This window comes from Streptomyces radicis, from assembly GCF_003626575.1.
GTDB lineage: Bacteria > Actinomycetota > Actinomycetes > Streptomycetales > Streptomycetaceae > Streptomyces > Streptomyces radicis.
Map to the genome: position 1 here is coordinate 173,426 of NZ_RBDY01000008.1, position 26,705 is coordinate 200,130.

At 74.1% G+C, this 26,705-nt stretch carries 25 protein-coding genes, 1 pseudogene and 1 riboswitch; of the genes and pseudogenes, 15 read left to right on the forward strand and 11 right to left on the reverse strand.

The annotated features are described in order from the left end of the window. Positions 1-154: 154 nt before the first annotated feature. The gene (locus D7318_RS13990; RefSeq protein ID WP_120697285.1) at positions 155-1,123 is read left to right on the forward strand and encodes a lysylphosphatidylglycerol synthase transmembrane domain-containing protein; all 969 of its coding nucleotides are present in this window, start codon (positions 155-157) and stop codon (positions 1,121-1,123) included. A gap of 37 nt (positions 1,124-1,160) precedes the next feature. Here D7318_RS13990 and D7318_RS13995 read toward each other — a convergent pair whose 3' ends face one another. The 3 genes from D7318_RS13995 to gcvT are packed head-to-tail and all read right to left on the reverse strand — an operon-like array spanning position 1,161 to position 4,155. After that, positions 1,161-2,543: an L-serine ammonia-lyase gene (locus D7318_RS13995; protein ID WP_120697286.1), complete on the reverse strand. Its 1,383-nt coding sequence runs from the start codon at positions 2,541-2,543 to the stop codon at positions 1,161-1,163. Positions 2,544-2,550: 7 nt separating this feature from the next. Continuing rightward, complete coding sequence (gcvH, locus tag D7318_RS14000; protein ID WP_120697287.1) at positions 2,551-2,937, reverse strand: glycine cleavage system protein GcvH; 387 nt, start codon at positions 2,935-2,937, stop codon at positions 2,551-2,553. Between the two features lie 51 nt (positions 2,938-2,988). Next, positions 2,989-4,155, reverse strand: a complete 1,167-nt coding sequence (gcvT, locus tag D7318_RS14005) for a glycine cleavage system aminomethyltransferase GcvT (protein ID WP_120697353.1) — start codon at positions 4,153-4,155, stop codon at positions 2,989-2,991. 155 nt (positions 4,156-4,310) lie between these two features. Continuing rightward, a riboswitch (glycine riboswitch) is annotated at positions 4,311-4,407 on the reverse strand. A 220-nt stretch (positions 4,408-4,627) separates the two neighbouring features. On the opposite strand from gcvT, the gene D7318_RS14010 reads away from it, so the two are divergent. From D7318_RS14010 to D7318_RS14020, 3 genes are all read left to right on the forward strand, one after another. Then, complete coding sequence (locus D7318_RS14010; protein ID WP_120697288.1) at positions 4,628-5,395, forward strand: enhanced serine sensitivity protein SseB; 768 nt, start codon at positions 4,628-4,630, stop codon at positions 5,393-5,395. A gap of 65 nt (positions 5,396-5,460) precedes the next feature. Further along, positions 5,461-6,234, forward strand: coding sequence for an enhanced serine sensitivity protein SseB C-terminal domain-containing protein (locus D7318_RS14015; protein ID WP_230423720.1), 774 nt, complete (start codon positions 5,461-5,463; stop codon positions 6,232-6,234). A gap of 202 nt (positions 6,235-6,436) precedes the next feature. Continuing rightward, positions 6,437-6,910, forward strand: a complete 474-nt coding sequence (locus D7318_RS14020; RefSeq protein WP_120697289.1) for a Dps family protein — start codon at positions 6,437-6,439, stop codon at positions 6,908-6,910. Positions 6,911-7,007: 97 nt separating this feature from the next. On the opposite strand, the gene D7318_RS14025 is transcribed toward D7318_RS14020, so the two are convergent. Then, positions 7,008-7,868 (reverse strand): pentapeptide repeat-containing protein, encoded by an 861-nt coding sequence (locus D7318_RS14025; protein ID WP_408055486.1) that lies wholly within the window; start codon positions 7,866-7,868, stop codon positions 7,008-7,010. A 58-nt stretch (positions 7,869-7,926) separates the two neighbouring features. On the opposite strand from D7318_RS14025, the gene D7318_RS14030 reads away from it, so the two are divergent. Continuing rightward, entirely contained in the window at positions 7,927-8,133 is a 207-nt protein-coding gene (locus D7318_RS14030; RefSeq protein ID WP_120697291.1) for a hypothetical protein, read from the forward strand. Positions 8,134-8,176: 43 nt separating this feature from the next. Here D7318_RS14030 and D7318_RS14035 read toward each other — a convergent pair whose 3' ends face one another. The 5 genes from D7318_RS14035 to D7318_RS14055 form a co-directional block, all read right to left on the reverse strand. Further along, entirely contained in the window at positions 8,177-9,349 is a 1,173-nt protein-coding gene (locus D7318_RS14035; RefSeq protein ID WP_120697292.1) for a glycerate kinase family protein, read from the reverse strand. Between the two features lie 10 nt (positions 9,350-9,359). Beyond that, positions 9,360-10,775, reverse strand: coding sequence for an SLC13 family permease (locus D7318_RS14040; protein WP_120697293.1), 1,416 nt, complete (start codon positions 10,773-10,775; stop codon positions 9,360-9,362). Positions 10,776-10,860: 85 nt separating this feature from the next. Further along, the gene (locus tag D7318_RS14045) at positions 10,861-11,523 is read right to left on the reverse strand and encodes a response regulator transcription factor (protein WP_120697294.1); all 663 of its coding nucleotides are present in this window, start codon (positions 11,521-11,523) and stop codon (positions 10,861-10,863) included. After that, the gene (locus D7318_RS14050) at positions 11,520-13,025 is read right to left on the reverse strand and encodes a sensor histidine kinase (RefSeq protein ID WP_120697295.1); all 1,506 of its coding nucleotides are present in this window, start codon (positions 13,023-13,025) and stop codon (positions 11,520-11,522) included. The genes D7318_RS14045 and D7318_RS14050 overlap by 4 nt, the downstream gene beginning before the upstream one ends. Further along, positions 12,973-13,302, reverse strand: coding sequence for a small secreted hydrophilic protein (locus D7318_RS14055; protein WP_120697296.1), 330 nt, complete (start codon positions 13,300-13,302; stop codon positions 12,973-12,975). Before D7318_RS14055 ends, D7318_RS14050 begins: the two co-directional genes overlap by 53 nt. 222 nt (positions 13,303-13,524) lie before the next feature. Here D7318_RS14055 and D7318_RS14060 point away from each other — a divergent pair. Continuing rightward, positions 13,525-14,154: pseudogene (locus tag D7318_RS14060) on the forward strand (peptidoglycan recognition protein family protein); the annotation flags it as partial. A gap of 100 nt (positions 14,155-14,254) precedes the next feature. On the opposite strand, the gene D7318_RS14065 reads toward D7318_RS14060, so the two are convergent. Next, on the reverse strand, positions 14,255-14,935 hold the full coding sequence (locus D7318_RS14065; protein WP_120697298.1) for an N-acetylmuramoyl-L-alanine amidase: 681 nt from the start codon (positions 14,933-14,935) through the stop codon (positions 14,255-14,257). Positions 14,936-15,029: 94 nt separating this feature from the next. Here D7318_RS14065 and D7318_RS14070 point away from each other — a divergent pair, with 94 nt between their 5' ends. Together D7318_RS14070 and mnmA are read left to right on the forward strand one after the other, a co-directional pair. Next, positions 15,030-16,199 (forward strand): cysteine desulfurase family protein, encoded by a 1,170-nt coding sequence (locus D7318_RS14070; protein WP_120697299.1) that lies wholly within the window; start codon positions 15,030-15,032, stop codon positions 16,197-16,199. Between the two features lie 42 nt (positions 16,200-16,241). Further along, on the forward strand, positions 16,242-17,387 hold the full coding sequence (gene mnmA / locus D7318_RS14075) for a tRNA 2-thiouridine(34) synthase MnmA (protein ID WP_120697300.1): 1,146 nt from the start codon (positions 16,242-16,244) through the stop codon (positions 17,385-17,387). A gap of 18 nt (positions 17,388-17,405) precedes the next feature. Here mnmA and D7318_RS14080 read toward each other — a convergent pair whose 3' ends face one another. Continuing rightward, entirely contained in the window at positions 17,406-18,206 is an 801-nt protein-coding gene (locus D7318_RS14080) for a carbon-nitrogen hydrolase family protein (RefSeq protein ID WP_120697301.1), read from the reverse strand. 43 nt (positions 18,207-18,249) lie between these two features. On the opposite strand from D7318_RS14080, the gene D7318_RS14085 reads away from it, so the two are divergent. The 7 genes from D7318_RS14085 to D7318_RS14115 all read left to right on the forward strand — a co-directional run bounded on the left by D7318_RS14085 (position 18,250) and on the right by D7318_RS14115 (position 26,672). Next, positions 18,250-18,939, forward strand: a complete 690-nt coding sequence (locus D7318_RS14085; protein ID WP_120697302.1) for an SDR family oxidoreductase — start codon at positions 18,250-18,252, stop codon at positions 18,937-18,939. Between the two features lie 27 nt (positions 18,940-18,966). Next, positions 18,967-19,989 (forward strand): methionine synthase, encoded by a 1,023-nt coding sequence (locus D7318_RS14090; RefSeq protein WP_120697303.1) that lies wholly within the window; start codon positions 18,967-18,969, stop codon positions 19,987-19,989. A 21-nt stretch (positions 19,990-20,010) separates the two neighbouring features. Next, positions 20,011-22,212, forward strand: coding sequence for an NAD-dependent DNA ligase LigA (gene ligA / locus D7318_RS14095; RefSeq protein ID WP_120697304.1), 2,202 nt, complete (start codon positions 20,011-20,013; stop codon positions 22,210-22,212). 174 nt (positions 22,213-22,386) lie between these two features. After that, entirely contained in the window at positions 22,387-24,531 is a 2,145-nt protein-coding gene (locus D7318_RS14100; RefSeq protein WP_120697305.1) for a putative bifunctional diguanylate cyclase/phosphodiesterase, read from the forward strand. Positions 24,532-24,652: 121 nt separating this feature from the next. Further along, positions 24,653-24,949, forward strand: a complete 297-nt coding sequence (gene gatC / locus D7318_RS14105) for an Asp-tRNA(Asn)/Glu-tRNA(Gln) amidotransferase subunit GatC (RefSeq protein ID WP_120697306.1) — start codon at positions 24,653-24,655, stop codon at positions 24,947-24,949. A 5-nt stretch (positions 24,950-24,954) separates the two neighbouring features. Continuing rightward, positions 24,955-26,448, forward strand: a complete 1,494-nt coding sequence (gatA, locus tag D7318_RS14110) for an Asp-tRNA(Asn)/Glu-tRNA(Gln) amidotransferase subunit GatA (RefSeq protein WP_120697307.1) — start codon at positions 24,955-24,957, stop codon at positions 26,446-26,448. Continuing rightward, positions 26,445-26,672, forward strand: a complete 228-nt coding sequence (locus D7318_RS14115) for a hypothetical protein (protein ID WP_113687159.1) — start codon at positions 26,445-26,447, stop codon at positions 26,670-26,672. Before gatA ends, D7318_RS14115 begins: the two co-directional genes overlap by 4 nt. The last annotated feature ends 33 nt before the right edge of the window (positions 26,673-26,705 follow it).

The following is a 26,705-nucleotide window of genomic DNA, read 5'->3' on the forward strand; positions in this document are numbered from 1 at the left end:
TTCCGGATCGAGGGGCGCGGGGCGGCGGTGGTGCGCGGGAGTGCGCGCCGTCACGCGCTAGCATCGGCCGCGTGCTGCGAGTGACCGACGATCGGTGAGCCGGGGGAGGCGGGCTCGGGGCGAGCGACGGGCCGGAAGACGCTGGTGGTGGCTGGTGACCGCGGCGTTGATCACGGTCGGCCTGCTGGTCGCCGTCTCACGTCGGGGCGAGCTCGGCGACGCCTGGCACCTCCTGACGCATGTGAGCCCTCAGAAGGCGGCCGTCGCGCTGCTCTGCGAGGCCGCGTCCCTCCTGTGCCTTGCCGCGCTGCAACGGTGGCTGCTCGCCACCGGAGGCGTGCGGCTGTCGTTGGCCACCATGACGCCCCTGGAGCTGGGAGCCAACGCGATGGCGGGCGCCGTGCCGGGCGGGGCCGCCTTCGGCGCCGCATGGCTCTACCGCCAGTTCCGCCGCCGAGGCGCCGACCAGGCCCTGACCGCGACGACCCTGGCGATGGCGGGCGCGTTCTCCGCGATGGCCCTGCTGCTCATCATGGTGCTCGGCGCGCTCACGGCCGGGTCCCGCGGCCCGGGGGCGCTGCTGCTTCGGGTGGTCGCGGTGCTCGCGCTCGTGGCCCTTGGCGCCGTCCTCCTGCTGCGCATCGCCGCCGTCCGCCGGGCCGTCAGCCGCGGCTGCCGCAGGACCGAGGCCAGGTTCGGCCGGATCGGGAAGGCCGACGCGGCGCTGCGGCGCGTGGTGCGCCAGGCCAGAGCGGTGCAGCCCGGCGTGCGGCCCTGGCTGTGGCCGAGCGCGCTGGCCGTGCTCAACTGGGCCTTCGACGCGGCATGCCTGGTGGCCAGCCTGTGGGCACTCGACATCCCGGTGCCATGGCAGGGCGTGCTGCTCGCCTACGGCCTGGTCCAGATCCCCGGCAGCCTCCGCCTGACCCCGGGCGGCGTCGGCATCGTCGAGGCCGGGCTGACCGGCCTGCTCGTGGTCTACGGCCTGCCGACGAGCCAGGCGTTCGCCGGTGCCCTGCTCTACCGCATCTGGAACTACTGGCTCCTCCAGCCCATCGGCTGGGCCTGCTGGGCCGCGATCACCTTCCGCAACCGGCGCTCCGCGCCCCCGCCGGAGGGGTGACCGACCGGTCGCCGTGCCCGCCGCCGGGGGCGGTTTCTCAGCACTCGATGATGTTGACCGCGAGCCCGCCGCGGGCCGTTTCCTTGTATTTGACCGACATGTCAGCACCGGTCTCCTTCATCGTGCGGATCGCCTGGTCGAGCGACACATGGTGGCGGCCGTCCCCGCGCAGGGCCAGGCGGGCCGCGGTGATCGCCTTCACGGCGGCCATGCCGTTGCGTTCGATGCACGGGATCTGGACCAGGCCGCCGACCGGGTCGCACGTCAGGCCGAGGTTGTGCTCGATGCCGATCTCGGCGGCGTTCTCGACCTGTTCGGGCGAGCCGCCGAGCACCTCGGCCAGGCCGCCGGCGGCCATCGAGCAGGCCGAGCCCACCTCGCCCTGGCAGCCGACCTCGGCGCCCGAGATGGAGGCGTTCTCCTTGAACAGCATCCCGATCGCCGAGGCCGCGAGCAGGAACCTGACCACGCCGTCCTCGTCGGCGCCCGGCACATGGTCCAGGTAGTGGCGGATCACCGCGGGGATGATGCCCGCGGCGCCGTTGGTGGGGGCGGTCACGACGCGGCCGCCCGCGGCGTTCTCCTCGTTGACCGCCATCGCGTGCAGCGTCGCCCACTCGAGCGCCCGGTCCCCGCCGCCGCCCTCCGCGCGCAGCCGCCGGGCCGAGGCCGCGGCGCGGCGGCGCACCCTGAGGCCGCCGGGCAGCACGCCCTCCTCGCGCAGGCCGCGTTCCACGCAGTCGCGCATCACGGCCCAGATCCGCAGCAGCCCGGCGCGGATCTCGTCGTCGGTGCGCCAGGAGCGTTCGTTCTCCAGCATCAACGCCGAGACCGAGAGGCCCGTCTCGCGGGTCAGCCGCAGGAGCTCGTCGCCCGTGCGGAAGGGGTGGCGCAGCGCCGTGTCGTCCAGCCGGACGCGGTCGGCGCCCACCGCGTCCTCGTCCACGACGAAGCCGCCGCCGACCGAGTAGTACGTCCTGGCGAGCAACGTCAGGCCCTCCGCGTCGTCGGCGCGCAGGGTCATGCCGTTGGCGTGGTAGGGCAGCGCGCGGCGCCGGTGGAGCACCAGGTCGGTGTCGGGGTCGAACGGCACGACGTGCGCGTCGCCGACCTCGGCGCCGAGCAGCCGCAGCCGCCGGGTGGCGTGGACGCGCGCCACCTCGTCGTCGGCGCGCGTCACGTCCACGGTGTCGGGGGCGTGGCCCTCGAGGCCGAGCAGCACGGCCTTGGGGGTGCCATGGCCGTGCCCGGTCGCGCCGAGCGAGCCGAACAGCTCCACCCTGACGGCGGCGGTGTGCGCCAGCAGCCCCTCGTTCTTCAGCCGCCGGGCGAACATCCGGGCCGCCCGCATCGGGCCGACCGTGTGCGAGCTCGAAGGGCCGATGCCGATGGAGAACAGGTCGAAGGCGGAGAGGGCCACGGCCGGATCACTCGCTGGTGAAGTCGGTGTACTCGGCGGCGGACAGCAGGTCGGCGGGCTCGCCCGCGGCGGGGTCGAGCCGCACCCGGAACAGCCAACCGGCATCGTACGGGGCGGAGTTGACCAACGCGGGGTCGTCGACCACGTTCTGGTTGACCTCGGTGACCTCGCCGGTGACGGGGGAGTAGAGGTCGCTGACCGACTTGGTCGACTCGAGCTCGCCACACGTCTCGCCCGCGCTCACCGTCGATCCGGTCTCGGGGAGCTGCACGAAGACGACGTCGCCCAGCGCGTCGGCGGCGAACTCGGTGATGCCGACCGTGGCCACGCCGTCCTCGACGGCGGAGAGCCACTCGTGCTCCTTGCTGTAACGCAGCTGCTCGGGGGTGCTCATGACGGTGATCTTCTCCTGATCCGGGGGGAGGGGTGGTGGGCGGTGACGACGTCACGTGGCGCGGGCGTAGAACGGCAGCGCCACCACGTCGTGCGGCTCGACGGTGCCGCGGATGTCCACGCCGACGCCCTCGGTGCCGGGCGCGGCGTGCTCGGGGCTGACATAGGCCATCGCGATGGGACGGCCCAGGGTGGGCGAGGGCGCTCCCGAGGTGACCTCGCCGATGACGGCGCCCGAGGCGTCGACCACGGGGTAGCCCGAGCGCGGCACGCGGCGGCCGCGGGCGATCAGGCCGACCAGGGTGCGCGGCGGGTGCGACGCGGCGCGGGCGGCGGCGGCCTCGAGGGGGCCGCGGCCGACGAAGTCGCCCGGCTTGTCGAGCTTGACGACCCGGCCGAGACCGGCGTCGAACGGGGTGGTGGCGGTGGTCAGTTCGTTGCCGTAGAGGGGCATGCCCGCCTCGAGGCGCAACGTGTCGCGGCACGCGAGGCCGCAGGGGACCAGACCGTCATCGCGCCCGGCCTCGGTGAGCGCGTGCCACAGCGGCTCGGCGTCGCCCGGGGCGCAGAACAGCTCGAACCCGTCCTCCCCGGTGTATCCGGTGCGGGCGATCAGCGCCCGGCGCCCGGCGACCGTGCCGGGCAGACCGGTGTAGTACTTCAGCCCCGGCAGGTCGGCGTCGGTCAGGCGGCCCAGGATCGCGGGCGAGGCCGGGCCCTGCACGGCGAGCAGCGCGTAGGCGTCCCGGTCGTCCCGAACGTTCGCGTCGAACCCCGCGCCGCGCTCGGTCAGGGCGGCAAGAACGGTGGCGGCGTTGGCCGCGTTGGCGACGACGAGGTAGGTGTCGTCGGCCAGCCGGTAGACGATGAGGTCGTCCAGGATGCCGCCGTTCGCGTCGCAGATCATGGTGTAGCGGGCGCGGCCCACGCGCAGCGCGCCCAGGCGGCCGACCAGCGCGTGGTCGAGCAGGTCGCCCGCGGCGGGACCCTCGACGGTGACCTCGCCCATGTGTGACAGGTCGAAGAGGCCCGCGGCGGTCCGCACGGCCTGGTGCTCGGCGCGTTCGCTGCCGTAGCGCAGCGGCATCGACCAGCCCGCGAAGTCGGTCATGGTGGCGCCGAGTGCGCGGTGGACGGCGCCGAGGGCCGTGGTGCGGGGGGCGTGCGCGGTGCGGGGCGTGCGGGGGGCGCGGGGCGCGTCAGGGGTGTCTTCCGTCATGGGCTCGCTCCAGAAGGGCATGGTCAAGGGCGGCAGCGCCCTCCCCATCTGTCATCGGCACCTGAGAGGTTCGCCACGACCCGCGCGGGGCCGGTGGCTTGCACCGTGGGTGGGGCCCGCCGGGGTCAGGCGGCCGGCCCGCTTTTCAGATGTGCCTCCCGCGCGCGGTATAGGGGGCCTGAGAGATTCAAGGGAGGTCTTGCTCCTTCGGCGCCCCGGTGCATGGACCGGGGACTCTCCCGCGCGTGGTCGAACGGCCGTTATGCGGTTGTGGTGCGTGGTGAAACAGGGTGATACGGGGTGTCGCTGGCACATCATCGCATGAACGGCGGTGGCTGTGGACAACGGGCGGGGGTCGGGGGCGGGCAGCCGTTAGGGTTCCCACTGCGGCGATCCGGCCGTGCTGATCCGATCGCCGTGGCCGGACCGCGGTGGCCGGACTTGGTATGTGACGAGATGGTGGTCGAGCGAGATGAGCGTTCCACGGCAGGGCCCGGGCTTCGGGGGCGGCTGGCCGAGCAACGAGCTGGAGGAGACCCTGGCGGCCGTGCTGGGCGCCAAGGACGCCGGGCCCCGGGTCCTCGAGGTGCTGGGGCGCAGCAGCCTCTGGATACCCCTGCCCGAGGGCGGCGGCCCCGCGAGCCGCACCCTCGACCTGCCGACCGTCGACCTGTACGGCGGGGTGTTCGTCCCGGTGTTCAGCTCCGCCGAGCAGCTGCATCTGGCCGGTGCCTCGCACCTGCCGTTCAGCGTGGCGCCCTCGCGTGACTTCGCCCGCGGGCTGCCGCCCCAGGTCGGCATCGCGGTGAACCCAGGGGGCACCGTCGGCATACCCCTGCCTCCCGCGGCCGTCGCGCAGCTGTGCCGCACCACCCCGGGGCGGCGCACGCCGGGCGTGCCCACCGGCGCGCGGATGCGGCTGTTCCAGCCCGACTGGCAGGACGAGCCGATGGACTTCCTGCGCACCGCGGCCACCGAGCTGGCCGCCCTGGGGCTCGTGCGGACGGCCAGGCGCGGCCTGGCCAGCACGGAGGGCGGCCCGCCCTCGCTGTTCCTCGGCGTGGAGCTGGACCGGGTCGACCCGGACGTCCAGCAGGCGGTGAACGGCGCGTTGGGGCGCGCCCTGGCCGCCTGCCCCGTGGTCTGGCCGGTGCAGCTCATCCTGCTGGATGCCGCGGACGATCCGGTGGTGGACTGGTTGCGGGAGTGTGTGAAGCCCTTCTACTCGCGGGACGCCTAAGCCGGTGCCGTGACGGGCATGTGAGGGGAGGTTGGCGGGCGCGGCGCGAGGAGGTCAGGTTCGAGGTGAGCGCGGGAGAAGGCGTCGAGGCTCTGCTGCCCCGGATCACCCCCGACCGCCTCGACGCCTACGAGGAGTTGCTTGCCGCGCTCGCCGAGAGCCAGGTGTGGATGCTGCTGTGGCACGGCGGTCCCGGGGAGCCCGAGGCGCAGTACGGCAGCGTCGAGGTGGAGGGCCACGGGTACGCGCCCTGCGTCACCTCCGAGCGCGAGCTGCGCGAGAGCGGCTGGACCCGCAGCCACGAGGTGGTCGGCGGCCGGGACATCGCCGCCGCGCTCTACCCCGAGCACTGGGGACTGTGGCTCAACCCCCATGCCCCCGGCGGCGGTCTCGGCATCCCCTGGCTCGACCTGCGCCGCATCGCGGGCGGCCTCGACCGGCTCCCCGCGGGGCCCCTGGTGATCAGCGAGCCCAGCATCCGCGCCGACGCGTTCTACGAGCGCCTCACCCTGCACGCCCGGCGCACGCCGGTGCTGCGCAGTCTGCGCCGTGCCTGGGTGCGCCCGGCGGTGGGCCCTGCGTATCTGGTGATCGGCCTCGAGGTGGACGAGCCCGGCGAGCGCACCGCCCGGGCCGTGCGGCACATGATGCGGCAGGCGATCGCCGCCGTGCCGGACGGGCTGCCGGTGGGCACGGTCGCGATGGCGGACGCGTTCGACCCTGTCGCGATGTGGCTGCGGGCCAACGCCCGCCCGTTCTACGACCGCGACGGGATCCACCGCTCCGGCCCCGGCCCGGCGGCCCGCCCGCACGGATACGGCTACCCCGGGCCCTACTGATCCCCGGCCCTCCTGACCTCCCGGCCCTCCTGACCTCCGCGGAGCCGGGCCGACGCCCCGGCGTTCCACGCCGTGGTCGGCGGCGGAGGCGGGCGCGCCCTGATCGGTTGCGGTGGCGTGAGGCGGGTACCCGGTGCGGTGGCGCCACGCGTCGCCATCGACGCGTCGCCGGACGCACGAGCTCCGAAAGGGGAGGCACCGCATGTACGCCATCAAGAGCACACTGCCGGACGCCACGCTGAAGATCGTCGGGGAGGCGCTCCAGGGTGCGCTGGTGGACCTCATCGATCTCTCGCTGGTCGCCAAGCAGACCCACTGGAACATCGTCGGCGCCCGTTTCCGCTCGGTCCACCTCCAGCTCGACGAGGTGGTGGAGACCGCGCGGTCGCACTCCGACACGGTCGCCGAACGTGCCGCCGCCCTCGGCCTCTCCCCCGACGGCCGCGCCACCACGGTCGCGGCCCGCACGGGCATTCCCGCGATCGCGGAGGGCTGGCAGAAGGACGACGAGGCCATCCGCACGATGGTCGACGCCCTCGGCGCGGTCATCCTCCGGACGCGTGAGCGCCTCGACGAGGTCGGCCCCGTCGACACCGTCACCGAGGACGTGCTCATCCAGCTTACGAAGGAGCTGGAGAAGCACCACTGGATGTTCCAGGCCGAGAACGCCGGCTGAGGCCGAGTGGCCCGCGGCGGCCACCGCGGAACACCCCCGGAATCCCGCCGCCCGACCGGAACGGCTCCGGAACGTCCTGGGCGCCGAGGACCCGGGATCACCAGTGCCGCGGGTGGGGCAGGGCGGCGGGCAGGCGGGTGGTCGCGCTGCCGCGGGCGGACGTCAGCTGCGCGGCGGTCAGGAACAACGCGCCCCGCAGATCCGCCCCCGCCAGGTCCGCGCCGCGCAGATCGCTGCCCAGCAGGTCGGCGTCGCGCAGGTCGGCTCCGCCGAGATCCGCGCCGATCAGCCGGGCCCCGCGCAGCGTCGCCCCGCGCAGGCGCGCCCCCGCCAGCCGGGCCCCGACCAGGTCCGCGCCCCGGTGGTCGCGTCGGCGGCCGGGGACGGCCGAGCGCGCCAGCTCGCTGGCCCGCCCCAGCAACTCCCCGACCCGCCGCCGATGCGGCGCCACATCGAGGGCCTCCAACTCCCGTGCGCCGCCCTCCGCCAGGGCCGCGACCTCGTCCCACGCGCGGCGCAGCTCCCCGCGCAGCGGTCGCGCCCGCGGCAGCTCCAACGCCTCCCGCAGGTACCACAGCAGCTCGTGCAGCTCCCGCATCACCGGGAACACCGCGAACATCGTCCGCGCCTCACCCGGGTGCCGCCGCCAGTCCCGCCCGCCGAACGTCACCCGCGAGACCCGCTGCCCCGCCCCGAAGCAGTCGAACACCGTGCACCCCGAGAACCCCGCCTCCCGCAGCCCCTCGTGGATGCCGCAGCCGAAGTCGGCGCGCAGATGCCCACAGGGCTCCCCGGCCCGCTTGTCCACCGCGAAGTCGGCCGACGCGGTGAACGGCAGCGCCACACAGCACAGCCCGAAGCAGCTCCCGCAGTCGGCGCTCAGCGCAGGGCCGCGATCGGGAGCCCGGCCAGGAGCCCGGTCGGGAACGCGGTCGGGAACGGCGGGTCGGCTGGACACGCCCTCATTCTGCTCCCCCGGGCTGCGCTCGGTGCCGGGTGGGTGCAGGCTGGAGCGCATGGCCAGGGTGCGCGTTGTCGTCTACCCGCTCACCGCGGGCGGCGGCCGGAGGGTGCGGGCGAACGGCGAGATCCTGGGCCGCGCCCGCTCGCTGGGCGAACTGCTCGAGTTCCTCAGAAGAGCGGGCCTCGACCCCGAGGACGTGGACCTGCGCGACAAGGAGCTGTTCGAATGGCGCGGCGGCGGTCCCGACACCTGGGGCTAGGTGTATTGGCCCTGGGGTCCGAGCCGCTGTCGGACGACGTGCCTCACCCCCGCACCGCCGCGCGCGCCAGGCGGCTGCCGAGCAGGACCATGCGCAGGGCCCGCTCCGCCGCGTCCGTCAGGAACTCCCCGCCACGCGCCAGCGCCTCGGGCAGCGCCACCGGGGCCGGAAGGATCCCGCTGTAGGCGTCCACGCCGAGCAGCCGCACCTCGTGCGCCCCCTCGCCGATCGTGCCCGCGAGCACCAGCACCGGGATGCCGAGCGCCTTGGCGCGGCGCGCCACCTCTCCCGGGATCTTCCCGCGCGACGTCTGCGCGTCCAGCGCGCCCTCGGCCGTCACCACCAGATCGGCGCGGGCCAGCCGGGCGTTGAGGTCGAGATGGTCGAGCAGCACTTCGAACCGTGGCACCAGCCGGGCGCCCACCGCAGCCAACCCCGCGCCGAGACCGCCCGACGCGCCGGTGCCCGCGCCCGTGCGGAGGTCGATGCCCCGGGGCGCCAGGTCCCGCTCCAGCACCTCCGCCCACCGGTCGAGCGCCGCCGACAGCTCCTCCACCTCGCGTGGCCCCGCCCCCTTCTGCGGCCCGAAGACCCGCGCCACGCCGCGTGGCCCGCACAGGACGTTGTACGGGTTGCACGCGACCACGATCTCGGTGGTGCGCAGCCGGGGGTCGAGCCCCGTGGCGTCGATCCGCGCCAGCCGGAGCAACGCCCGCCCGCCCGGCTCCAGCTCGCGGCCCTCGGCGTCGAGCAGCCGCGCGCCCAGCGCCTGCAACGCGCCCGCGCCGCCGTCCGACGTGCCCGAGTCCCCGCAGCCGACCAGCACCCGCTCCACCCCGGAGTCCAGCGCGGCCCCGATCAGCTGGCCCACGCCGAGCGTCGTGGTGGCGCCCGGGTCCCGCAGGTCCGGGGGGACCAGGGAGAGCCCGGCCACCGCGGCCATCTCCACCACCGCCGTGGAGTCGAGCAGGGCGAAGTGGGTCGCGACGGGGACGCCCACGGGTCCGGTGGCGGCGCGCCGCACCAGCCGCCCGCCGCCCGCGGCGGCGAGCGCCTCGGCCGTGCCCTCGCCGCCGTCGACCAGCGGTAGCAGGTCGATCTCGGCCCCGGGCGCGGCTCTGAGCAGGCCCTCGGCGATGGCCTCGGCCGCCGCCGAGGCGGACAGGGACTCCTTGAGCCCGCTGGGGGCCACGGCGAATCGGTAGGGGGGGATCATCGGTATCTCCTCAGGGAGCCACGCCGAACAGCGGCCAGACAGCAAGCGCGAACACCAGGACGAGCACCGCGGTGAGCGGCGCCAGCACCGCCGAGAGCCGCAGCAGATCGCCCGGGGTGTAGGTGGGGGTGCCGGGAACGTCGGCGAACAGCGCCACCGGCTTGGCGGACGCGGGCAGGGTGTGGCAGAACCCCGCCGCCGCCGTGGAGGCCAGGGCCGCGGCCACCGGGTCGACCCCCGCGGCGGGCGCCGCGGCCACCACCAGGGGCACCAGCACGCTCGAGCGGGCGGAACGCGACTGGAGCACCAGGTGCGCGGCCGTGCTGACGGCGATCACCACCGCGAGGAACGCCCAGGTCGGGACCGCGCCGTCGCCGGGTATGCCGGATATCAGCCAGCCCGCCGCGCCCGAGTCGGTCAGCGCCATGCCCATCGCCATCGTCGCCGCCATGAACAGCAGCAGCGACCAGGGCACGGTCGCCAGGGCGTCCTTGAGCCGTATCGTGCCGAGGGTGGGCGCCGTCACGATCACCGCGCCGATCAGTGCGACCACCGCGGGTGCCACCCCGTGCACCGGCTCGCTGCACCACAGCGCCACCACCGTGCCAAGGAGCGCGAGGCACCGCGTCTCCTCCGGCGTGAAGCGGCCGGTGACCGGCCGCTCGCTGTGCCGCTGGATCTCCTCGGCGGTGATCAGCACGGGCCCGCGCCGGTCCTCGCGGCGGGTGGTCACCAGCAGCACCACCTCGGCCGCCAGGTGCGACGAGACCACCGCGAGCGGCAGCCCGAGCAGCAGCCACTGGTGGAAGCCGACGCGCTCGCCCGTGGCCTCCCACAGCACCGACACGGTGATCAGGTGGGCGCCCGCGCCGATCAGCGTCGCCACCGCCGAGAGCAGGATGACGGTCGGGAACAGCAGCGCCAGCGCGACCACCAGGCGCTTCCGCTCGCCCAACGCCCGTGCCAGCGCCAGGAAGACGGGCAGCGCGAGCGCCGCGCGGCCCGAGGTGGCGGGCACGGCGAACGCCGAGACCACCAGCGCCGCCGTGGTCAGATGGACCAGCTGCCGCACCGTGCGCGCCCCGCCCACCAGGAACGCCGCCGCCCGCCCCGCGAGACCGCTGCCCGCCACGGCGGCGGCCAGCACGAACGCGCAGATCAGCAGCCAGACCGTGGCGTCGCCCAGGGTCCCGAACAGCGCGTCAGGGCTGGTCACGCCCGTCACGGTGAGCGCGAGCCCGGCACCGAGCGCCACCAGGGTGTCGTCGAGCGAGGTGCCGATCCAGGCGCAGGTGGCCAGCGCGAACACCACGAGCGTGATCCGCGCGTCACCGCCGAGTCCCGGGAAGTTCGCCGGGATCAGCAGCAACCCGCTCACGCTCAACGCGGCGCTCAGGGTGATGGCCTGACGGGAAGTGAAGGTCACTCATTCAGTCTGGTAACGGACGGTGAGCCCCGGATGAACGTCCCATGAGGACAACTTCATCGACAGGTCACCCGAACACCCGTCCTCACTCGGGCAGTCGATAGCCCATCCCGCGCACCGTCTCGACGCGCTCCGCCCCCAGCTTCTTGCGCAGCGCGCGCACATAGACATCCACGATGTTCGACCCGGGGTCGAAGTCGTACCCCCACACGTGCGACAGGATCTGCTCGCGCGAGAGCACCTGACCCGGGTGCCTGAGGAACAGCTCGAGGAGCACGAACTCACGCGCCGTGAGGTCCACCAGCACCTCCCCGGTCCGCGCCCGCCGCGTGCGCAGGTCCAGGCTCAGGTCGCCGCTGCGCAGCACCGTCACCTCGGGCGCCCTGGCCGCCGTGCGCAGCCGCAGCCGCACCCGGGCCAGCAGCTCCTCGAAGCGGAACGGCTTGGTCATCCAGTCGTCCGCGCCCCCTTCGAGGCCCGCCACGGTGTCCCGCACCGAGTCCCGCGCGGTCAGCACGATCACGGGGACCGACACCCGCGCCTCGCGCAGCTGCCGCAGCACCGTGAAGCCGTCCCGGCCCGGCAGCCCGATGTCCAGGACCACCAGGTCGAAGCCGCCGCCCGCGGCGTGGCCGAACGCGGCGTCGCCGTCGGCGGCGACGGTGGTGATGAATCCGTTGGCCCGCAGGCCCTTCTCGACGAAGGAGGCGATGCGCTCCTCGTCCTCTGCGATCAGAATGCGGTTCACGAGGTCTCCAGTACGAGTTCGAAGGTGGCGCCCCCGCCGGGGGTGGTCCACAGCTCGACGCGGCCGTGGTGCCCCTCGGCGATCGCCTTGACGATGGAAAGGCCGAGCCCGGCGCCGCTGCCCCCGCCCGCCCGTGACCCGCGCCGCCCCGCGGTGGTGCCGCGCCGGAAGCGTTCGAAGATCACCTCGGCGTCCTCGGCGGGAACGCCGGGCCCGGTGTCCGCGACATACAGCCGGGCGCCCCGGTCCGTCAGCTGCGACCCGATCCAGACGCGTTGCCCGGGCTCGGTGTGCTGCACGGCGTTCTGTGCGAGCTGGACCATGGCCTGGGTGATGCGCTGGGCGTCGAGCGACATCTCGCGCTCGGCGACCCCCGCGAGCTCCCAGCGCCGGTCGCCCAGGGCCCTGGCCTTGACGAACACGTCGGCGGTCAGCTCGGCCAGCTGCACAGGGGCGGGCTGCACGAAGTCGGGGCGCTCGGTCTTGGCGAGCAGCAGCAGGTCCTCGACGATGCGGCTCATCCGGTCGAGCTCGTCGGTGACCAGCCGCACCGTCTCCCGCCGGTCCCGCACGCTGTCGGGGCCCTCGCCCTGGCTCATCAGCTCGAGGTGGCCGCGCACGATCGTGATCGGGGTGCGCAGCTCGTGCCCCGCGTCGTCGACGAAGCGCCGCTGCACGGCGAAGGCGCGCTCGAGCCGGTCGAGCATCGCGTTGAACGTCTCCGCGAGCGCCGAGATGTCGTCCCTGCCGCGGATCGGGATGCGGCGGGTGAGGTCCTGCTCGGTCAGCTGCGCCGCCGTCGCCCTCACCAGCCGCACCGGCGCGAGGATGCTGCCCGCCACGGCCCAACTGACGGCGCACGTCATCAGCAGCGCCACCCCGGAGATGGCCAGGAGGATCCCCACGACGTTGTTCACCGAGGACTGCCCGCGGTCGGCGTGGAAGGCCACGATGAACATCGAGGCGGGCTCTCCCTCGCCCCCGGCGATCGGCACCTTGGCCCAGCGGACCTCGCCGCCTCCCGCGCGCAGCGTGCCCGAGCGCTCCGGGGCGTCGGCGATCCGCTCGAGCGAGGCGCGGTCCTCGTAGAGCGGCAGGCGCGTGGAGATCTCCCTCGGCTGCCTTATCACCGTGGGCCGCGGGCTCTCCCTGATGAAGCCGAGCAACTCCTCGGCGGGCTCGGGGAACTGCCGCTGGAGATGAACGGTGAGCAACTCGCGCGCGTCGGTGAACCGCTGGCCCGTGTCGGGATCGCGGCCATGCGTCACGAAGTTGTCGAACTCGGCGGTCTCCTGGGTCAGGATCATGCCGATCCGCTCGTTCAGGTCGCTCTGGAGGATCGAACGCGTCGTCAGCACCACGGTCGTGAGGGCGACGGTCATCACCACCAGGAGCCACACCAGGATCCTGAAGCGCGCGGAGAACCGGGAAGGCGCACGGGCCTTGCCCTCAGTCGTCGTCGAACCCGTCGTCGTCCGCCTCGTCGTCCGCCCCGTCGTCATCGTCGAGGTCGCCGTCGTCGTCGGAATCCTGGCCCGGGTCTGGCTGCTGCGGCTCTTCATCAAGGGGATCCTCGGTCGCCGAGGGGCGTGGCACGACTTCCTCGCGCGGCTCCTCGGTGGGGGGTGGCGCGGAAGGCGACGACGGCTCGCCCAGCTCGACGTCGGAGGGGACCGTCGGCGGGGCGGGGTCGTCACTGAGCAGATAGCTCGTGCCGGCGATGCCCACGGGTATGAGGACAACGGCCGCGAGAGCTGCCATGCGGTGCGAGAAGGCCATGAGTGCCAGGCTGCGGTCGGAGGGCGGTGCGTTGGATGAAGAGGAGATGAGGAAATCTTAATTGTTGAACGAATCGGGATCTTCCGCCGGATTCACCCACTTCGGTGCGGAACGCCAACTGGCCGCCGCTCAGGGCGAGTTGGGCGTCGACCGAGGGTCGGTCACGGTGTGTGCCAACGAACTGCCCTTGCGTGACGGCCGTATTGGTCGTACAAGTCGTATATGGCAACTCCCCTCTCCGGCGACAAGCTGCTGCGCGCTCTCGAGGACGAGGGCGTCCGGATCGTCGAGTACAAGTCCTGGCGCGACAACAACCGCAACAAGGCGGGCCCCTGGGGCCCCGTGCACGGCGTGATGATCCACCACACCGTCACCTCGGGCACCGGGTCGACCGTCGAGCTCTGCTACAAGGGCCGCTCCGACCTGCCGGGCCCGCTGTGCCACGGCGTCATCGCCAAGGACGGCAAGGTCCACCTGGTCGGCAACGGCCGGGCGAACCACGCGGGAAACGGCGACGGCGACGTGCTCGCCGCCGTCATCGCCGAGCGCGGCCTGCCCGACGACAACGACACGGACACCGACGGCAACGCCCACTTCTACGGCTTCGAGTGCGTCAACCTCGGCGACGACAAGGACACCTGGCCCGCGGAGCAGGTGGAGGCGATCGTTCGCGCCTCCGCGGCCATCTGCCGCTCCCATGGCTGGGGCAGGCGGGGCGACACCTCGGTCATCGGCCACCTGGAGTGGCAGCCGGGCAAGGTGGACCCGCGCGGCCCCGGCATCGACATGGGCGACGTGCGCCGCCGCGTGGTCGAGCGGCTCGGACACGGCGCATCCTGGTCCCCCGAGGACTGAGCCGCCCGCGGCGCGGTGCGGGACACCGCGCGCGAGGCGAGAGCGTCGGCCCGCCGCGGGCGGGGAAGCGCCCTCAGCCCGCCGCGGGGAAGCGCCCTCAGCCCACCGCGCCCCTGACCAGCTCCAGGTAGCGGTCCCAGTCCCAGTGCGGTCCCGGGCAGGTCCTGATCACCTCCGGCACTTCGTTGTGCCCCACGATGTGCTCGCGGTCGATCGGGATGCCGTACCGGTCGCAGATCCCGGCCACAAGACGGGCCGACGACTCGTACATGACATCCGTGAGGTAGGACGGGTCGTCCGCCCAGCCCTCGTGCTCGATGCCGACGCTGCGCTCGTTGAACGCCCGGTTCCCGGCGTGATAGGCGACGTCCAGCTCCCGGGCCAGCTGCGCCACATGACCGTCATCGGAGCGCAGGACGTAGTGCGCGGCGGCGCCGTGGCCCGGATCCTGGAAGACCCGCAGCGTGATCGGGTAGGTCGCCTCCGGCATGTGGATGACGACGCGGTCGATGGCGTAGTCCCGAGGGCGGCTCGCCCGCCGGTAGTTGGCCGAGGAGGCCGGGATCCACTCCGCGCCCGGGTGATCCACCTCACCTTCCTCGCGCGGCGTCTCGGTGCCGGAGTACCGCCACCACCACCGGGCCAGCGTGTCCCTGGCCGCGAAGCCGCCCACGCCGATCGCCCCGGCCGCGCCGCCGGCCAGCAGCGTCCGGCGCGTCAGCCTGCGCCGTCGCTCGTCGCGGTCCCCGCGGTCCGGCTCGGCGGAATGCTGTCCCATGCTCTGACCCCCGGCGCGCTTCGATCCCCCGTCGCAGCGGAGAACGCCCGCGCCCGGCGGCCAGTTCCGCGGTGGCTCGTAGAATCGCCTCACCATGCCCTACCTCGACCACGCCGCCACCACGCCCATGCTCCCCGAGGCCATCGAGGCGATGACGACCCAGCTCAGGGCCGTCGGCAACGCCTCGGCCCTCCACGGATCCGGGCGGCGGGCCAGGCGCACCGTCGAGGAGGGCCGCGAGACGCTCGCCGCCGCGCTCGGCGCCCGCCCGAGCGAGGTGGTGTTCACGTCGGGCGGCACCGAGGCGGACAACCTCGCGGTCAAGGGCCTCTACTGGTCGAGGAACGCCGCCGACCCCCGCCGCAACCGGCTGCTGGCCAGCCCCGTCGAGCACCACGCCGTCCTCGACGTCGTCCAGTGGCTCGCGGACCACGAGGGCGCCCGCGTGGACTGGCTGCCCGTGGACCGCCACGGCCGGGTCCACCCCGACGCGCTGCGCGAGGCCATCGCCGACGACCCCGACGACGTGGCCCTCGTCACGGTGATGTGGGCGAACAACGAGGTCGGCACCGTTCTCCCGATCGCCGAGCTGGCCGCGATCGCCGCCGAGCACGGGATCCCGATGCACGCCGACGCCGTGCAGGCCGTCGGCCAGGTCCCCGTGGACTTCGCCGCGTCGAGGCTCGCCGCCCTGACCGTCTCCGGCCACAAGATCGGCGGCCCCTACGGCATAGGCGCCCTGCTGCTCGGCCGCGACTGGACCCCCACCCCCGTGCTGCACGGCGGCGGCCAGGAGCGGGAGATCAGGTCGGGAACGCTCGACGTGCCCGCCGTCGCGGCGTTCGCCGTGGCCGCCCGCCTCGCGAGCGAGCGCCGCGAGGAGAACGCCGCCCGCACGGCCGCCCTGCGCGACCGGCTGATCGACGCGGTGACCACCGCGGTGCCCGACGCCGTGCTCGGCGGCGACCCCGATCCGGCGGGGCGCCTGCCCGCCAACGCGCACTTCGCGTTCCCCGGGTGCGAGGGCGACTCGCTGCTCCTGCTGCTCGACGCCCAGGGCATCGAGTGCTCCACCGGCTCCGCCTGCACCGCGGGCGTCGCCCAGCCGAGCCATGTACTGCTCGCCACCGGCGCCGACCCCGAACTGGCCCGTGGCACCCTCAGGTTCACCCTGGGCCACACGTCGGTGCCCTCGGACGTCGAGGCCGTCGCCGAGGCGATCGGGCCCGCGGTGGAACGCGCCCGCTCCGCCGGGCTCACCTGATCCCGGCGCCCTGTCGGCCCCTCCCCTTACTCTGGACGCGTGATGACTGACTCCCCGCCCGCCACGGGCCGACGCCTGCGCGTGCTGGCCGCGATGTCAGGAGGCGTGGACTCCGCCGTCGCCGCGGCCCGCGCCGCCGACGCCGGGCACGACGTGACCGGCGTCCACCTCGCCCTCTCGGCCAACCCCAGGTCGTTCCGCACCGGGGCGAGGGGCTGTTGCACCGTCGAGGACTCCCGCGACGCGCGCCGCGCCGCCGACGTCATCGGCATCCCCTTCTACGTGTGGGACCTGGCCGAGCGCTTCCGCGCCGACGTCGTCGACGACTTCATCGCCGAGTACCGCGAGGGCCGCACGCCCAACCCCTGCCTGCGGTGCAACGAGAAGATCAAGTTCGCGGCCCTGCTCGACAAGGCCCTGGCCCTGGGCTTCGACGCCGTCTGCACCGGCCACTACGCCACGGTCGTGCGCGGCCCCGACGGGCGCCGCGAGTTGCACCGGTCCGCCGACCTCGGCAAGGACCAGAGCTATGTCCTCGGCGTGCTCGACGAGCGGCAGCTGGCCCACGCGATGTTCCCGCTCGGCGACACCCGCGCCACCAAGGCGGAGATCCGAGCCGAGGCCGAGCGGCGCGGCCTCGCGGTGGCGAGGAAGCCCGACAGCCACGACATCTGCTTCATCGCCGACGGCGACACCCGCGGCTTCCTCGCCGGCCACCTCGGCGCCGCGGAGGGCGACATCCTGGACGAGGAAGGCCACAAGGTCGGCACCCACCAGGGCGCCCACGTGTTCACGATCGGCCAGCGCCGCGGCCTGCGGATCGGCCACCCCGCCCCCGACGGCAAGCCGCGCTACGTCCTCGACATCTCGCCCGTGAGCAACACCGTGACGGTCGGCCCCGCCGAGTCCCTCGACGTCGTCGCGCTGACCGCGATCAAGCCGCGCTGGTGCGGCGCCCCGCCGACAGGGCCTGCCGCGTTCACCGCGCAGCTGCGCGCCCATGGCGCCGAGACCCCGGTGACCGCCGAGCCCACGGGCGAGGAGATCAGGGTCCGCTTCGCCGAGCCGGTGCGTGGCGTCGCGCCCGGCCAGGCGATCGTCCTCTACGACGGCACCCGCGTCGTCGGCTCGGGCACGATAGCGACCACCGAGCGCGCCGTCCCCGCCGCCGCCCCCGACCGCCGCTGACGGCGGATCAGCGAGGCATCAGCCGAGGTCGCGGCGGCGGTTGGCGAGCACGGGGACGGTCGCCCTGGCCCGCTCCGCCTCGGCCGGGTCCACGTCCGTGACCAGCAGCCCCGGCTCGGCGCCAAGCCGCGCGGTGACCTCGCCGAGCGGCGAGACCACCATGCTGTGCCCGATCCCGGTCGGCGCGCTCGTGGACGGCCGCTCGCCCGTGGTGGCCGGGTCGGCCTGCCCCGCCGCGACCACCCAGCACGTGGAGTCGAGGGCCCGCGCCCGCACGAGCAGCTCCCACTGCTCGCGCTTGCCGGGACCCGCTCCCCAGGACGCGGGCAGCAGCACGACCCGGGCGCCGTCCTCCGCGAGCCGCGTGAACAGCGCGGGGAAGCGCACGTCGTAGCACGTGGCGAAGCCCAGCGTCACGCCGTCCACCTCGGCGAGCACGGGCCGTTCGCCGGGCGCCACCGTCCTCGACTCGGTGAAGCCGAACGCGTCGAACAGGTGCAGCTTGTCGTACGAGGTGTCCACGCCGCGGCCCGTGATCAGCAGGGTGTTGCGCACCCGGCCATCGCGCGCCGGCGTGAACATCCCGGCCACCACGAGCACCCCGGCCGCCGCGGCGATCGCCCGCACCCGCGTCGCCCACGGCCCGTCGAGCGGCTCGGCCAGCGGCCCGAGCGGGACCCCGAAGCGAGCCATCGCCGCCTCGGGGAACACCACCACCTCCGCCCCCGCCCCCGCCGCCTTCGCCGTCTGCTCGGCGATGAGCGCGAGGTTCTCCTCCGGTGAGACACCGGCCGCCAGTTGGCTCGCTGCGATGCGCACGGGTCGTTCTCCTTCGGCTCGTGGGTTACGTCACCATGGTCGTATGGCAACCCATGTGATCACCGGTGCGGGGTCGGGAATCGGCGCCGCCGTCGCGCGGCGGCTCGGCGAACGAGGCGACGAGCTCTGGCTGTGGGCGCGCGACGCGGGGCGCGCACGCGAGCTCGAGAAGCAACACCCCGGCGCGCGCACCCTGGTGGGCGACCTCGCCGAGCCCGAACGCCTCTCCTGGGCGCTGGGCCACCAGTCGCCGCCCGACCGCGTCGACGGACTCCTGCACATAGCGGGCGTCCTCGAGCTCGGCCCGGTCGGCGAGCTGACCCCCGCGATCTGGCGGGCCACCCTCGCCGCCAACCTGATGGCCCCGGCCGAGCTGACCCGGCTGCTGCTGCCCCAGGTGCGGGCCGCGCGCGGCCATGTCGTCTTCGTCAATTCAGGGGCGGGGCTGCGCGCGAGCGCCGACTGGAGCGCGTACGCCGCGAGCAAGCACGGCCTGCGCGCCCTCGCCGACTCCCTGCGCGCCGAGGAGGCCCCGCACGGCGTCCGCGTCACCACCGTCTACCCGGGCCGCACCGCGACGCCGATGCAGGAGAAGGTGCACCGCCAGGAGGGCGCGGAGTACGACCCTGAACGCTGGCTGACGCCCGACGCCGTGGCCACCACCGTGCTCACCGCCCTCGACCTGCCCCCGGGCAACGAGATCACCGACCTCACCCTGCGCCCGGGCGGGTGACGCCGGGACTGACCGTACCCTGCGGGGGTGACCGAGAACCTGAAGTTCCCCTGGGGCCCCGCCGCCGCCACCGGGGTCGGCTCGATGCCGGGCGAGGACGCGCGCGAGGCGGTCCGCGTCGTCGTCGGCTCGCTCGACGCGCTGCCGCACCTGCCCGAGCTGCCCGCGCGCGGCCCCGGCGCCGACATGATCGGCCGCACCACGGGCCTGCTCGCCGAGCTGTGGGCGCACGTCGAGCCCAGCGGCTGGCGCGTCAGCGACCGCCCTGGCCGCGACACCCGGCGGGCACGGGCCTGGCTGCGCGAAGACCTCGACGCGCTCGAGGAGTTCACGCAGGGGTACGAGGGGGCGCTCAAGGTCTCGGCCGTCGGGCCCTGGACGCTGGCCGCCTCGCTCGAGCGCCGCAACGGCGAGGCCATGCTCGGCGACCCCGGCGCCCGCAGGGACCTGGCCGCCTCGCTCGCCGAGGGCCTGTCCTCGCACCTCGCCGACGTGCGCCGCCGGGTGCCTGGCGCCACCGTGGTCCTCCAGCTCGACGAGCCGTCCCTGCCCGCCGTGCTCACCGCCCAGGTGCCCACCGCCAGCGGCTACCGCACCCACAGGGCCGTGGACCCCGCGGTGGCCGAGGAGGCGCTGCGCGGGCTGATCGCCGTGGCAGGGGACGACCCGGTGGTGGTCCACTGCTGCGCCCCCGGAGTGCCGTTCGGGCTGCTGCGGCGGGCCGGGGCGACCGGGATCTCGTGCGACATGAGGCTCCTCACCGAGCGTGACGACGACGCGGTGGGGGAGGCGATCGAGGGCGGCGCCGCGCTGTTCGCGGGCGTCGTGCCGGGGGCCGGTGCCGAGCCCGCCGCGTTGTCGGACCCGGCCGGTACTGTCGGTGGAGTCAGGTCGCTGTGGCGCAGGCTGGGGCTGTATCCCGGGCTTCTCGGTGAGTCCGTGGTGATCACCCCGGCCTGCGGTCTGGCGGGCGCGTCCCCCGCGTATGCGCGGGCCGCGCTCGAGACGTGCGCCCGGGCGGCGAGATCCCTCGCGGACAACCCTGAGTGACACAAGGGACGGAGACGAGACATGGCTGGCGATCGGTCGGTCGAGCAGCGGTCAGCGGTGCCCGCCGAGGCGCGTGAGCGCCACGCGCGCCTCGCCGAGCAGGTCGAGGAGCACCGCTTCCGCTATTACGTGAAGACGGCCGTCATCAGCGACGCCGCGTTCGACAAGCTCTTCCGCGAGCTGAGCGAGCTCGAGGACGCGCACCCCGAGCTGCGCACGGCCGACTCGCCGACGCAGCGGGTCGCGGGGACCTATGAGACGGAGTTCACGTCGGTCACCCACCGGGAGCGGATGCTCTCGCTGGACAACGCCTTCGCCGACGAGGACCTCGACACGTGGGCCGACCGGATCGCGGACGAGCTGAGCGGGATCCCGTACCACTTCCTGTGCGAGCTGAAGGTGGACGGGCTCGCGGTCAACCTCACGTATGAGCACGGCAGGCTGACCCGCGCCGCCACCCGCGGCGACGGCCGCACCGGCGAGGACATCACGCCCAACGTCCGCACGATCGAGGACGTGCCGGTCCGCCTCGCCGGCGACGACGTCCCCGCGCTCGTGGAGATCCGCGGCGAGGTGTTCTTCCCGATGGAGCGGTTCGAGGAGCTGAACGCCCGGCTGGTCGAGGCCGGGGACAAGCCGTTCGCCAACCCAAGGAACGCCGCGGCGGGCTCGCTGCGCCAGAAGGACCCCAAGGTCACCGCGGGCCGCCCGCTCCAGCTCGTGGTGCACGGCATCGGCGCGCGGGAGGGCTTCGACATCGACCGGCTCTCGCAGGCGTACGACCTGCTCGAGGGCTGGGGCCTGCCCACCGCCAGGGCCTGCCGGGTGGTCCCGTCGATCGACGAGGTGCGCGCGTTCATCGCGTACTACGGGGAGCACCGGCACGCCGTCGAGCACGAGATCGACGGCGTGGTGATCAAGCTGGACGAGATCCCCCTCCAGGGCCGCCTCGGCTCCACCTCGCGCGCGCCGCGCTGGGCGCTGGCCTGGAAGTACCCCCCCGAGGAGGTCAACACCAAGCTGGTCGACATCCGCGTCGGCGTCGGGCGCACGGGCCGGGTCACGCCGTACGCCGTGGTCGAGCCGGTCACGGTGGCCGGGTCCGAGGTGGAGTTCGCCACCCTGCACAACCAGCAGGTGGTCAAGGCCAAGGGCGTGCTGATCGGCGACACGGTCGCGCTGCGCAAGGCGGGCGATGTCATCCCCGAGATCCTCGGGCCCGTGGCCGATCTGCGGGACGGCGGCGAGCGGGAGTTCGTGATGCCCACGGAGTGCCCCGAGTGCGGCACCCCGCTCAAGCCGATGAAGGAGGAGGACATCGACCTGCGCTGCCCCAACGCCAGGTCGTGCCCCGCCCAGCTGCGCGAGCGGATCTTCTATCTCGCGGGCCGCAGATGCCTGGACATCGACCACTTCGGCTATGTCGCCGCCACCGCGCTGACCCAGCCGCTGGCGCCCGCCGAGCCGCCGCTGAGGGACGAGGGCCGCATCTTCGAGCTGACGGTCGAGGAGCTGCTGCCGATCACGTCCTATGTGCTCGACCAGGACACCGGGCTGCCCAAGCGCGACCCGGAGACGGGGGAGCCCAAGGTCGTCTCCTTCTTCGCCAACCAGCAGGGCGAGCCCAAGAAGAACACCCTGGCCATGCTCGAGGGCATCAGACAGGCCAAGGAGCGCCCGCTGGCCCGGCTGATCACGGGCCTCTCGATCCGGCACGTGGGCCCGGTGGCGGCCGAGGCGCTGGCCCGCGAGTTCAGGTCGCTCGACCGGATCGCCGAGGCGAGCGAGGAGGAGCTGGCGGCGACCGAGGGCGTGGGGCCGACGATCGCGGCCTCGCTCAAGGACTGGTTCGCGGTGGACTGGCACCGGGAGATCGTCGAGCGCTGGCGCGCGGCCGGGGTGCGGCTGGCCGAGCCGGAGCGGGAGGGCGAGGGCCCGCGCCCGCTGGCCGGGATCACCGCCGTGGTCACCGGCACGCTGTCCGGCTTCACGCGGGACGGCGCGAAGGAGGCGTTGCAGAGCCGCGGCGCCAAGGTCACGGGCGCCGTCTCCAAGAAGACCGACTTCGTCGTCGTCGGCGACAGCCCGGGGTCCAAGTACGACAAGGCCGTTCAGTTGAAAGTACCGGTGCTCGACGAGTCGGGTTTCACGGTGCTCCTGGAGCGGGGTCCCGACGCGGCGAGGGAAGCGGCGGTCGTCCCTGATGAGCCGTCACCTGCCTGACATGCGGAGGCGGTTCGTCCGGCGGGCCGGTGGCATATGCCATGGGCATGGGCGCGCGTGAGGAGGGCGTGCCGAGCCTGATCGTTCGCTGCCCCAAGCGCCATCGGGCGGCCTAGGGTGGGGAGTTGCGCCCGTCCCGGGCGCGGGCAACGCCGGCCGTGAGAGGGATCCCGCATGCACGCAGCCCCACGGGGGAGCCGGCCCCCGCGACGCGACCACGGTTGGCTCTCGCCCGCGCTCAGGCCCGCCATCCTCGCCGCGGCGGGCGTGGCCTGCGTGATCGGGATCGCGCGCGTGCTGGCCGAGGGCCGCGCCCTCTTCCCCGGTGAGCGCCCCGGCTGGGGCTTCGCCGTCCTCACCGGGGTGATCGTCACCTACCTCGTCGCGATCGGCCGCGACCGCTCGGGCGGCGGCTCGGGCGCGGGCGCCGCGCTCGCCCTGTCGGTGCTGCTGCTCTACGGCTGGGTGCCCGCCGCGCTGGTGAGCCTCTCGGTGGTCACCCTGGTCGGCGCCGCCCGCCGCGACCGCTGGCTCGACGCCCTGCTGCACGGCGCGATCGACATGCTCGGCGTCGGCGCCGCCGCCCTGGCCCTGGCCCTGTGGGGCACCAAGCCCAGCATCGAACGCCCCTGGCTCCCCGACGACTGGCAGGCGTCGACGCTGCCCCAGCTGCTCCTCGGCGCCTGCGCCTACCTGCTGGTCACCCGCACCCTCCTGTGGGTGTCCACCGCCCCGCCCGGCGGCCTGCCCTCGCTGGCCGCCTCCGACCTGCCGCGCCAGGGACTTGTCGCGCTCGCCCTGCTCGCCATCGCCCCGCTGATCGCGGTGGTCGCCAGCGAACGGCCGTTGCTGCTCCCGCTGTTCGCGGTCCCGCTGATCGCGCTCGACTCGTCGTTCTGGATGGCCCGCGCGCGCGACGAGGAGCAGCTCCTCGACCCGCTGACCCGGCTGCCCAACCGCCAGTGGCTGCTCGAGCGCACCACATCGGCCCTCGACGAGGCCACCAGGACCGGCGACCGGGCCGCCCTCGTCCTGATCGACCTCGACAGCTTCCGATCGGTCAACGACACCCTCGGCCACCTCACCGGCGACCGCCTGCTCCTCCAGGTCTCCGACCGGATCCAGCGCGAGCTGCCCCCGGGCGCCGAGGCGGCCAGGCTCGGCGGCGACGAGTTCGCCGTGCTGCTGCCGCGCGTCGCCTCGGCGACCAGCGCCCAGCGCGCCGCCCGCGCCATCGTCGGCTGCCTCTCCGCCCCGCTCGACCTCGACGGCCTCACCCTGGTGATCGAGGCGAGCGCCGGGGTGGCCGTCTTCCCCGACCACGCGCCGGGCGGCGAGGGGCTGCTGCGCCGCGCCGACGTCGCGATGTACGCCGCCAAGCGCGACCGCAGCGGCGTCGAGGTCTACGACGCGAGCCGCGACGGCAACACCCCCGACCGCCTCGCCCTCCTCGGCGACCTCCGCCGCGCCCTCGACACGGGCCAGGTCGCGCTCCACTACCAGCCCAAGGTCCGCTTCGACGGGGTCGTCGCCGGTCTCGAGGCCCTGCTCCGCTGGGACCACCCGGACCGTGGCCGGGTCCCGCCCGACGAGTTCATCGCGATCGCCGAGACCTCGGGCCTGATGCCCCGGCTGACCGAGTACGTCCTGGAGTGCGCGCTCGGCCAGGTCGCCCGCTGGCGCGCGGACGGGCTCACCGTGCCCGTCGCCGTAAACGTTTCCCCTCGCGACGTCCACACCCCCGGGTTCGCGGGGGCGGTCGCCGCGCGCCTGGCCAGACACGGCGTCCCGCCCGGCTCGCTCCAGCTGGAGATCACCGAGCACGCCATGCTCGAGGACCCGCAGCAGGCGGCCGACACCCTCGCCGGGCTCACCGGGCACGGCGTGCGGATGTCCCTCGACGACTTCGGCACCGGCTACTCCTCGCTCGTGCACCTGCGCCGCCTGCCCGTCAGCGAGCTGAAGATCGACCGCTCCTTCGTGGCCCGCCTCGTCGTGGACAGCGAGGACGCCGAGATCGTGCGCTGCACCGTCGAGTTGGCGCACTCCCTCGGCCTGGTCGTGGTCGCCGAGGGCGTCGAGGACGACGAGACATGGGAACGCCTCAGGGCCCTGGGCTGCGACGCCGTCCAGGGCTGGCTCGTGGCCGCCGCGATGCCCGCCGCGGAGACCACCGCCTGGCTGCGCGCCCGCGACACCGTCCGCGCCGAGGACGCCGCTCCGGCCCCGCCGACCGGACCCGCGGCCCCTGACGGCGCGGCCGCCTCGGCGGATCGGGCCCCGAGACCCGACCCGGCCGACGCCGAGCCGGTGCGCTGAGCGGACGCGCCGTCCCTGGCCTCGATGGGGCCGGGGGAATCGGTGCGCGGGGCCCTTCGCCGTCGCCCTAGGATTGGCCCGAAGAAACCAGCCCGCCCGCGACGAGCAAGAGGATCGCCACATGCCTGGCATCACGCGCGAGGAGGTCGCCCACCTCGCCCGGCTGGCGCGCCTCGAGCTGACCTCCGAAGAACTGGACCACTTCGCCGGTCAGCTCGACGACATCATCAACGCGGTCGCCCGCGTCGCCGATGTCGCCACCGAGGACGTTCCGCCGACCTCCCACCCGCTGCCCCTGACCAACGTCATGCGCCCCGACGAGGTCAGGCCCTCCCTGACCGCCGAGCAAGCGCTCTCCGGGGCGCCCGCCCAGGAGCAGCAGCGTTTCAAGGTGCCGCAGATCCTGGGAGAGGAGTGACCGGCATGTCGGACCTGATCCGGCTCACCGCCGCGGAGCTCGCCGCCCGGGTCGCCGACGGATCCGTGAGCGCGGTCGAGGTGACCGAGGCCCATCTGGCGCGCGTCGACGCGGTGGACGAGAAGGTGCACGCGTTCCTGCACGTCGACCGCGAGGGCGCGCTCGCCCAGGCCCGCGCCGTGGACGACAGGCGCGCCGCGGGGGAGCCGCTCGGCCCGCTCGCCGGGGTGCCGCTGGCGTTGAAGGACATCTTCACCACCGAGGGCGTGCCCACCACCGCGGGCTCCCGGATCCTCGAGGGCTGGATCCCGCCGTACGACGCGACGGTGACCCGGCGCCTCAAGGAGGCCGGGGTCGTCATCCTCGGCAAGACCAACATGGACGAGTTCGCCATGGGCTCATCCACCGAGAACAGCGCCTACGGCCCCACCGGCAACCCCTGGGACCTCACCCGCGTCCCCGGCGGCTCCGGCGGCGGCTCGTCGGCGGCGCTCGCCGCGTTCCAGGCGCCGCTCGCCATCGGCACCGACACCGGCGGCTCGGTGCGCCAGCCCGCCGCCGTCACCGGCACGGTCGGCGTCAAGCCCACCTACGGCGGCGTCTCGCGCTACGGCATGATCGCGTTCTCCTCCTCGCTCGACCAGGCGGGGCCCTGCGCCCGCACCGTGCTCGACGCCGCGCTGCTGCACGAGGTGATCGGCGGCCACGACCCGCTCGACTCCACGTCGATCGACGCGCCCGTCCCGCCGGTCGTCGAGGCCGCGAGGAACGGCACGGCGCGTGGCCTGCGCGTCGGCGTCATCCGCGAGTTCGGGGGCGAGGGCTTCCAGGACGGCGTGATGCGGCGGTTCGGCGAGGCCGTCGAGCTGCTCACCACGCTCGGCGCCGAGGTCACCGAGGTGTCCTGCCCGTCGTTCGAGTCCGCCCTGGCGGCGTACTACCTGATCGCGCCTTCCGAGTGCTCGTCGAACCTCGCCCGCTTCGACGCCATGCGGTACGGCCTGCGGATCGGCGACGACGGCGCGCGCGCGGCCGACGAGGTCACGTCGCTCACCCGCGAGGCGGGCTTCGGCGCGGAGGTCAAGCGCCGCATCATGCTCGGCACCTACGCCCTCTCCTCGGGGTACTACGACGCGTACTACGGCAGCGCCCAGAAGGCCCGCACGCTCGTCGTCCGCGACTTCGCGCGGGCGTTCTCGCAGGTGGACGTCCTGGTCGCGCCGACCACCCCGACCACGGCGTTCGCGATCGGCGAGCGCGCCGACGACCCCATGGCGATGTACCGCGCCGATCTGTGCACCATCCCGGTCAGCCTGGCGGGCAACGCCGCGCTGTCCCTGCCCTGCGGCCTCGCCCCCGAGGACGGCCTCCCGGTCGGGTTGCAGATCATCGCCCCCGCGATGGCCGACGACCGGCTCTACCGCGTCGGAGCCGCGGTCGAGACCGCGTTCGCGGCACGCTGGGGACATTCCCTTCTGGAGGAGGCACCCGCGCTATGAGCAAGAAGCCCAAGTCCAAGGCCAGTCTGTACCTCTCGCTCGGCACGACGCTGTTCGGCACCGTCAGCGTCGCCAGGCGCCTGAAGGACGCCCGCCGCGAGGGCGACACCCTCCAGCTGGCCGACGCCATCGTCTCGGCGGCCTCGATCATCACCGGCGTCGCCCTGCTGGCCCGTGAGCTGCGCCGCCTGAGCGAGGACGGGTCCGACATCCTCGGCGACTGACGCCGGCACGAGCATCCGAGAGGTAGTACCCCT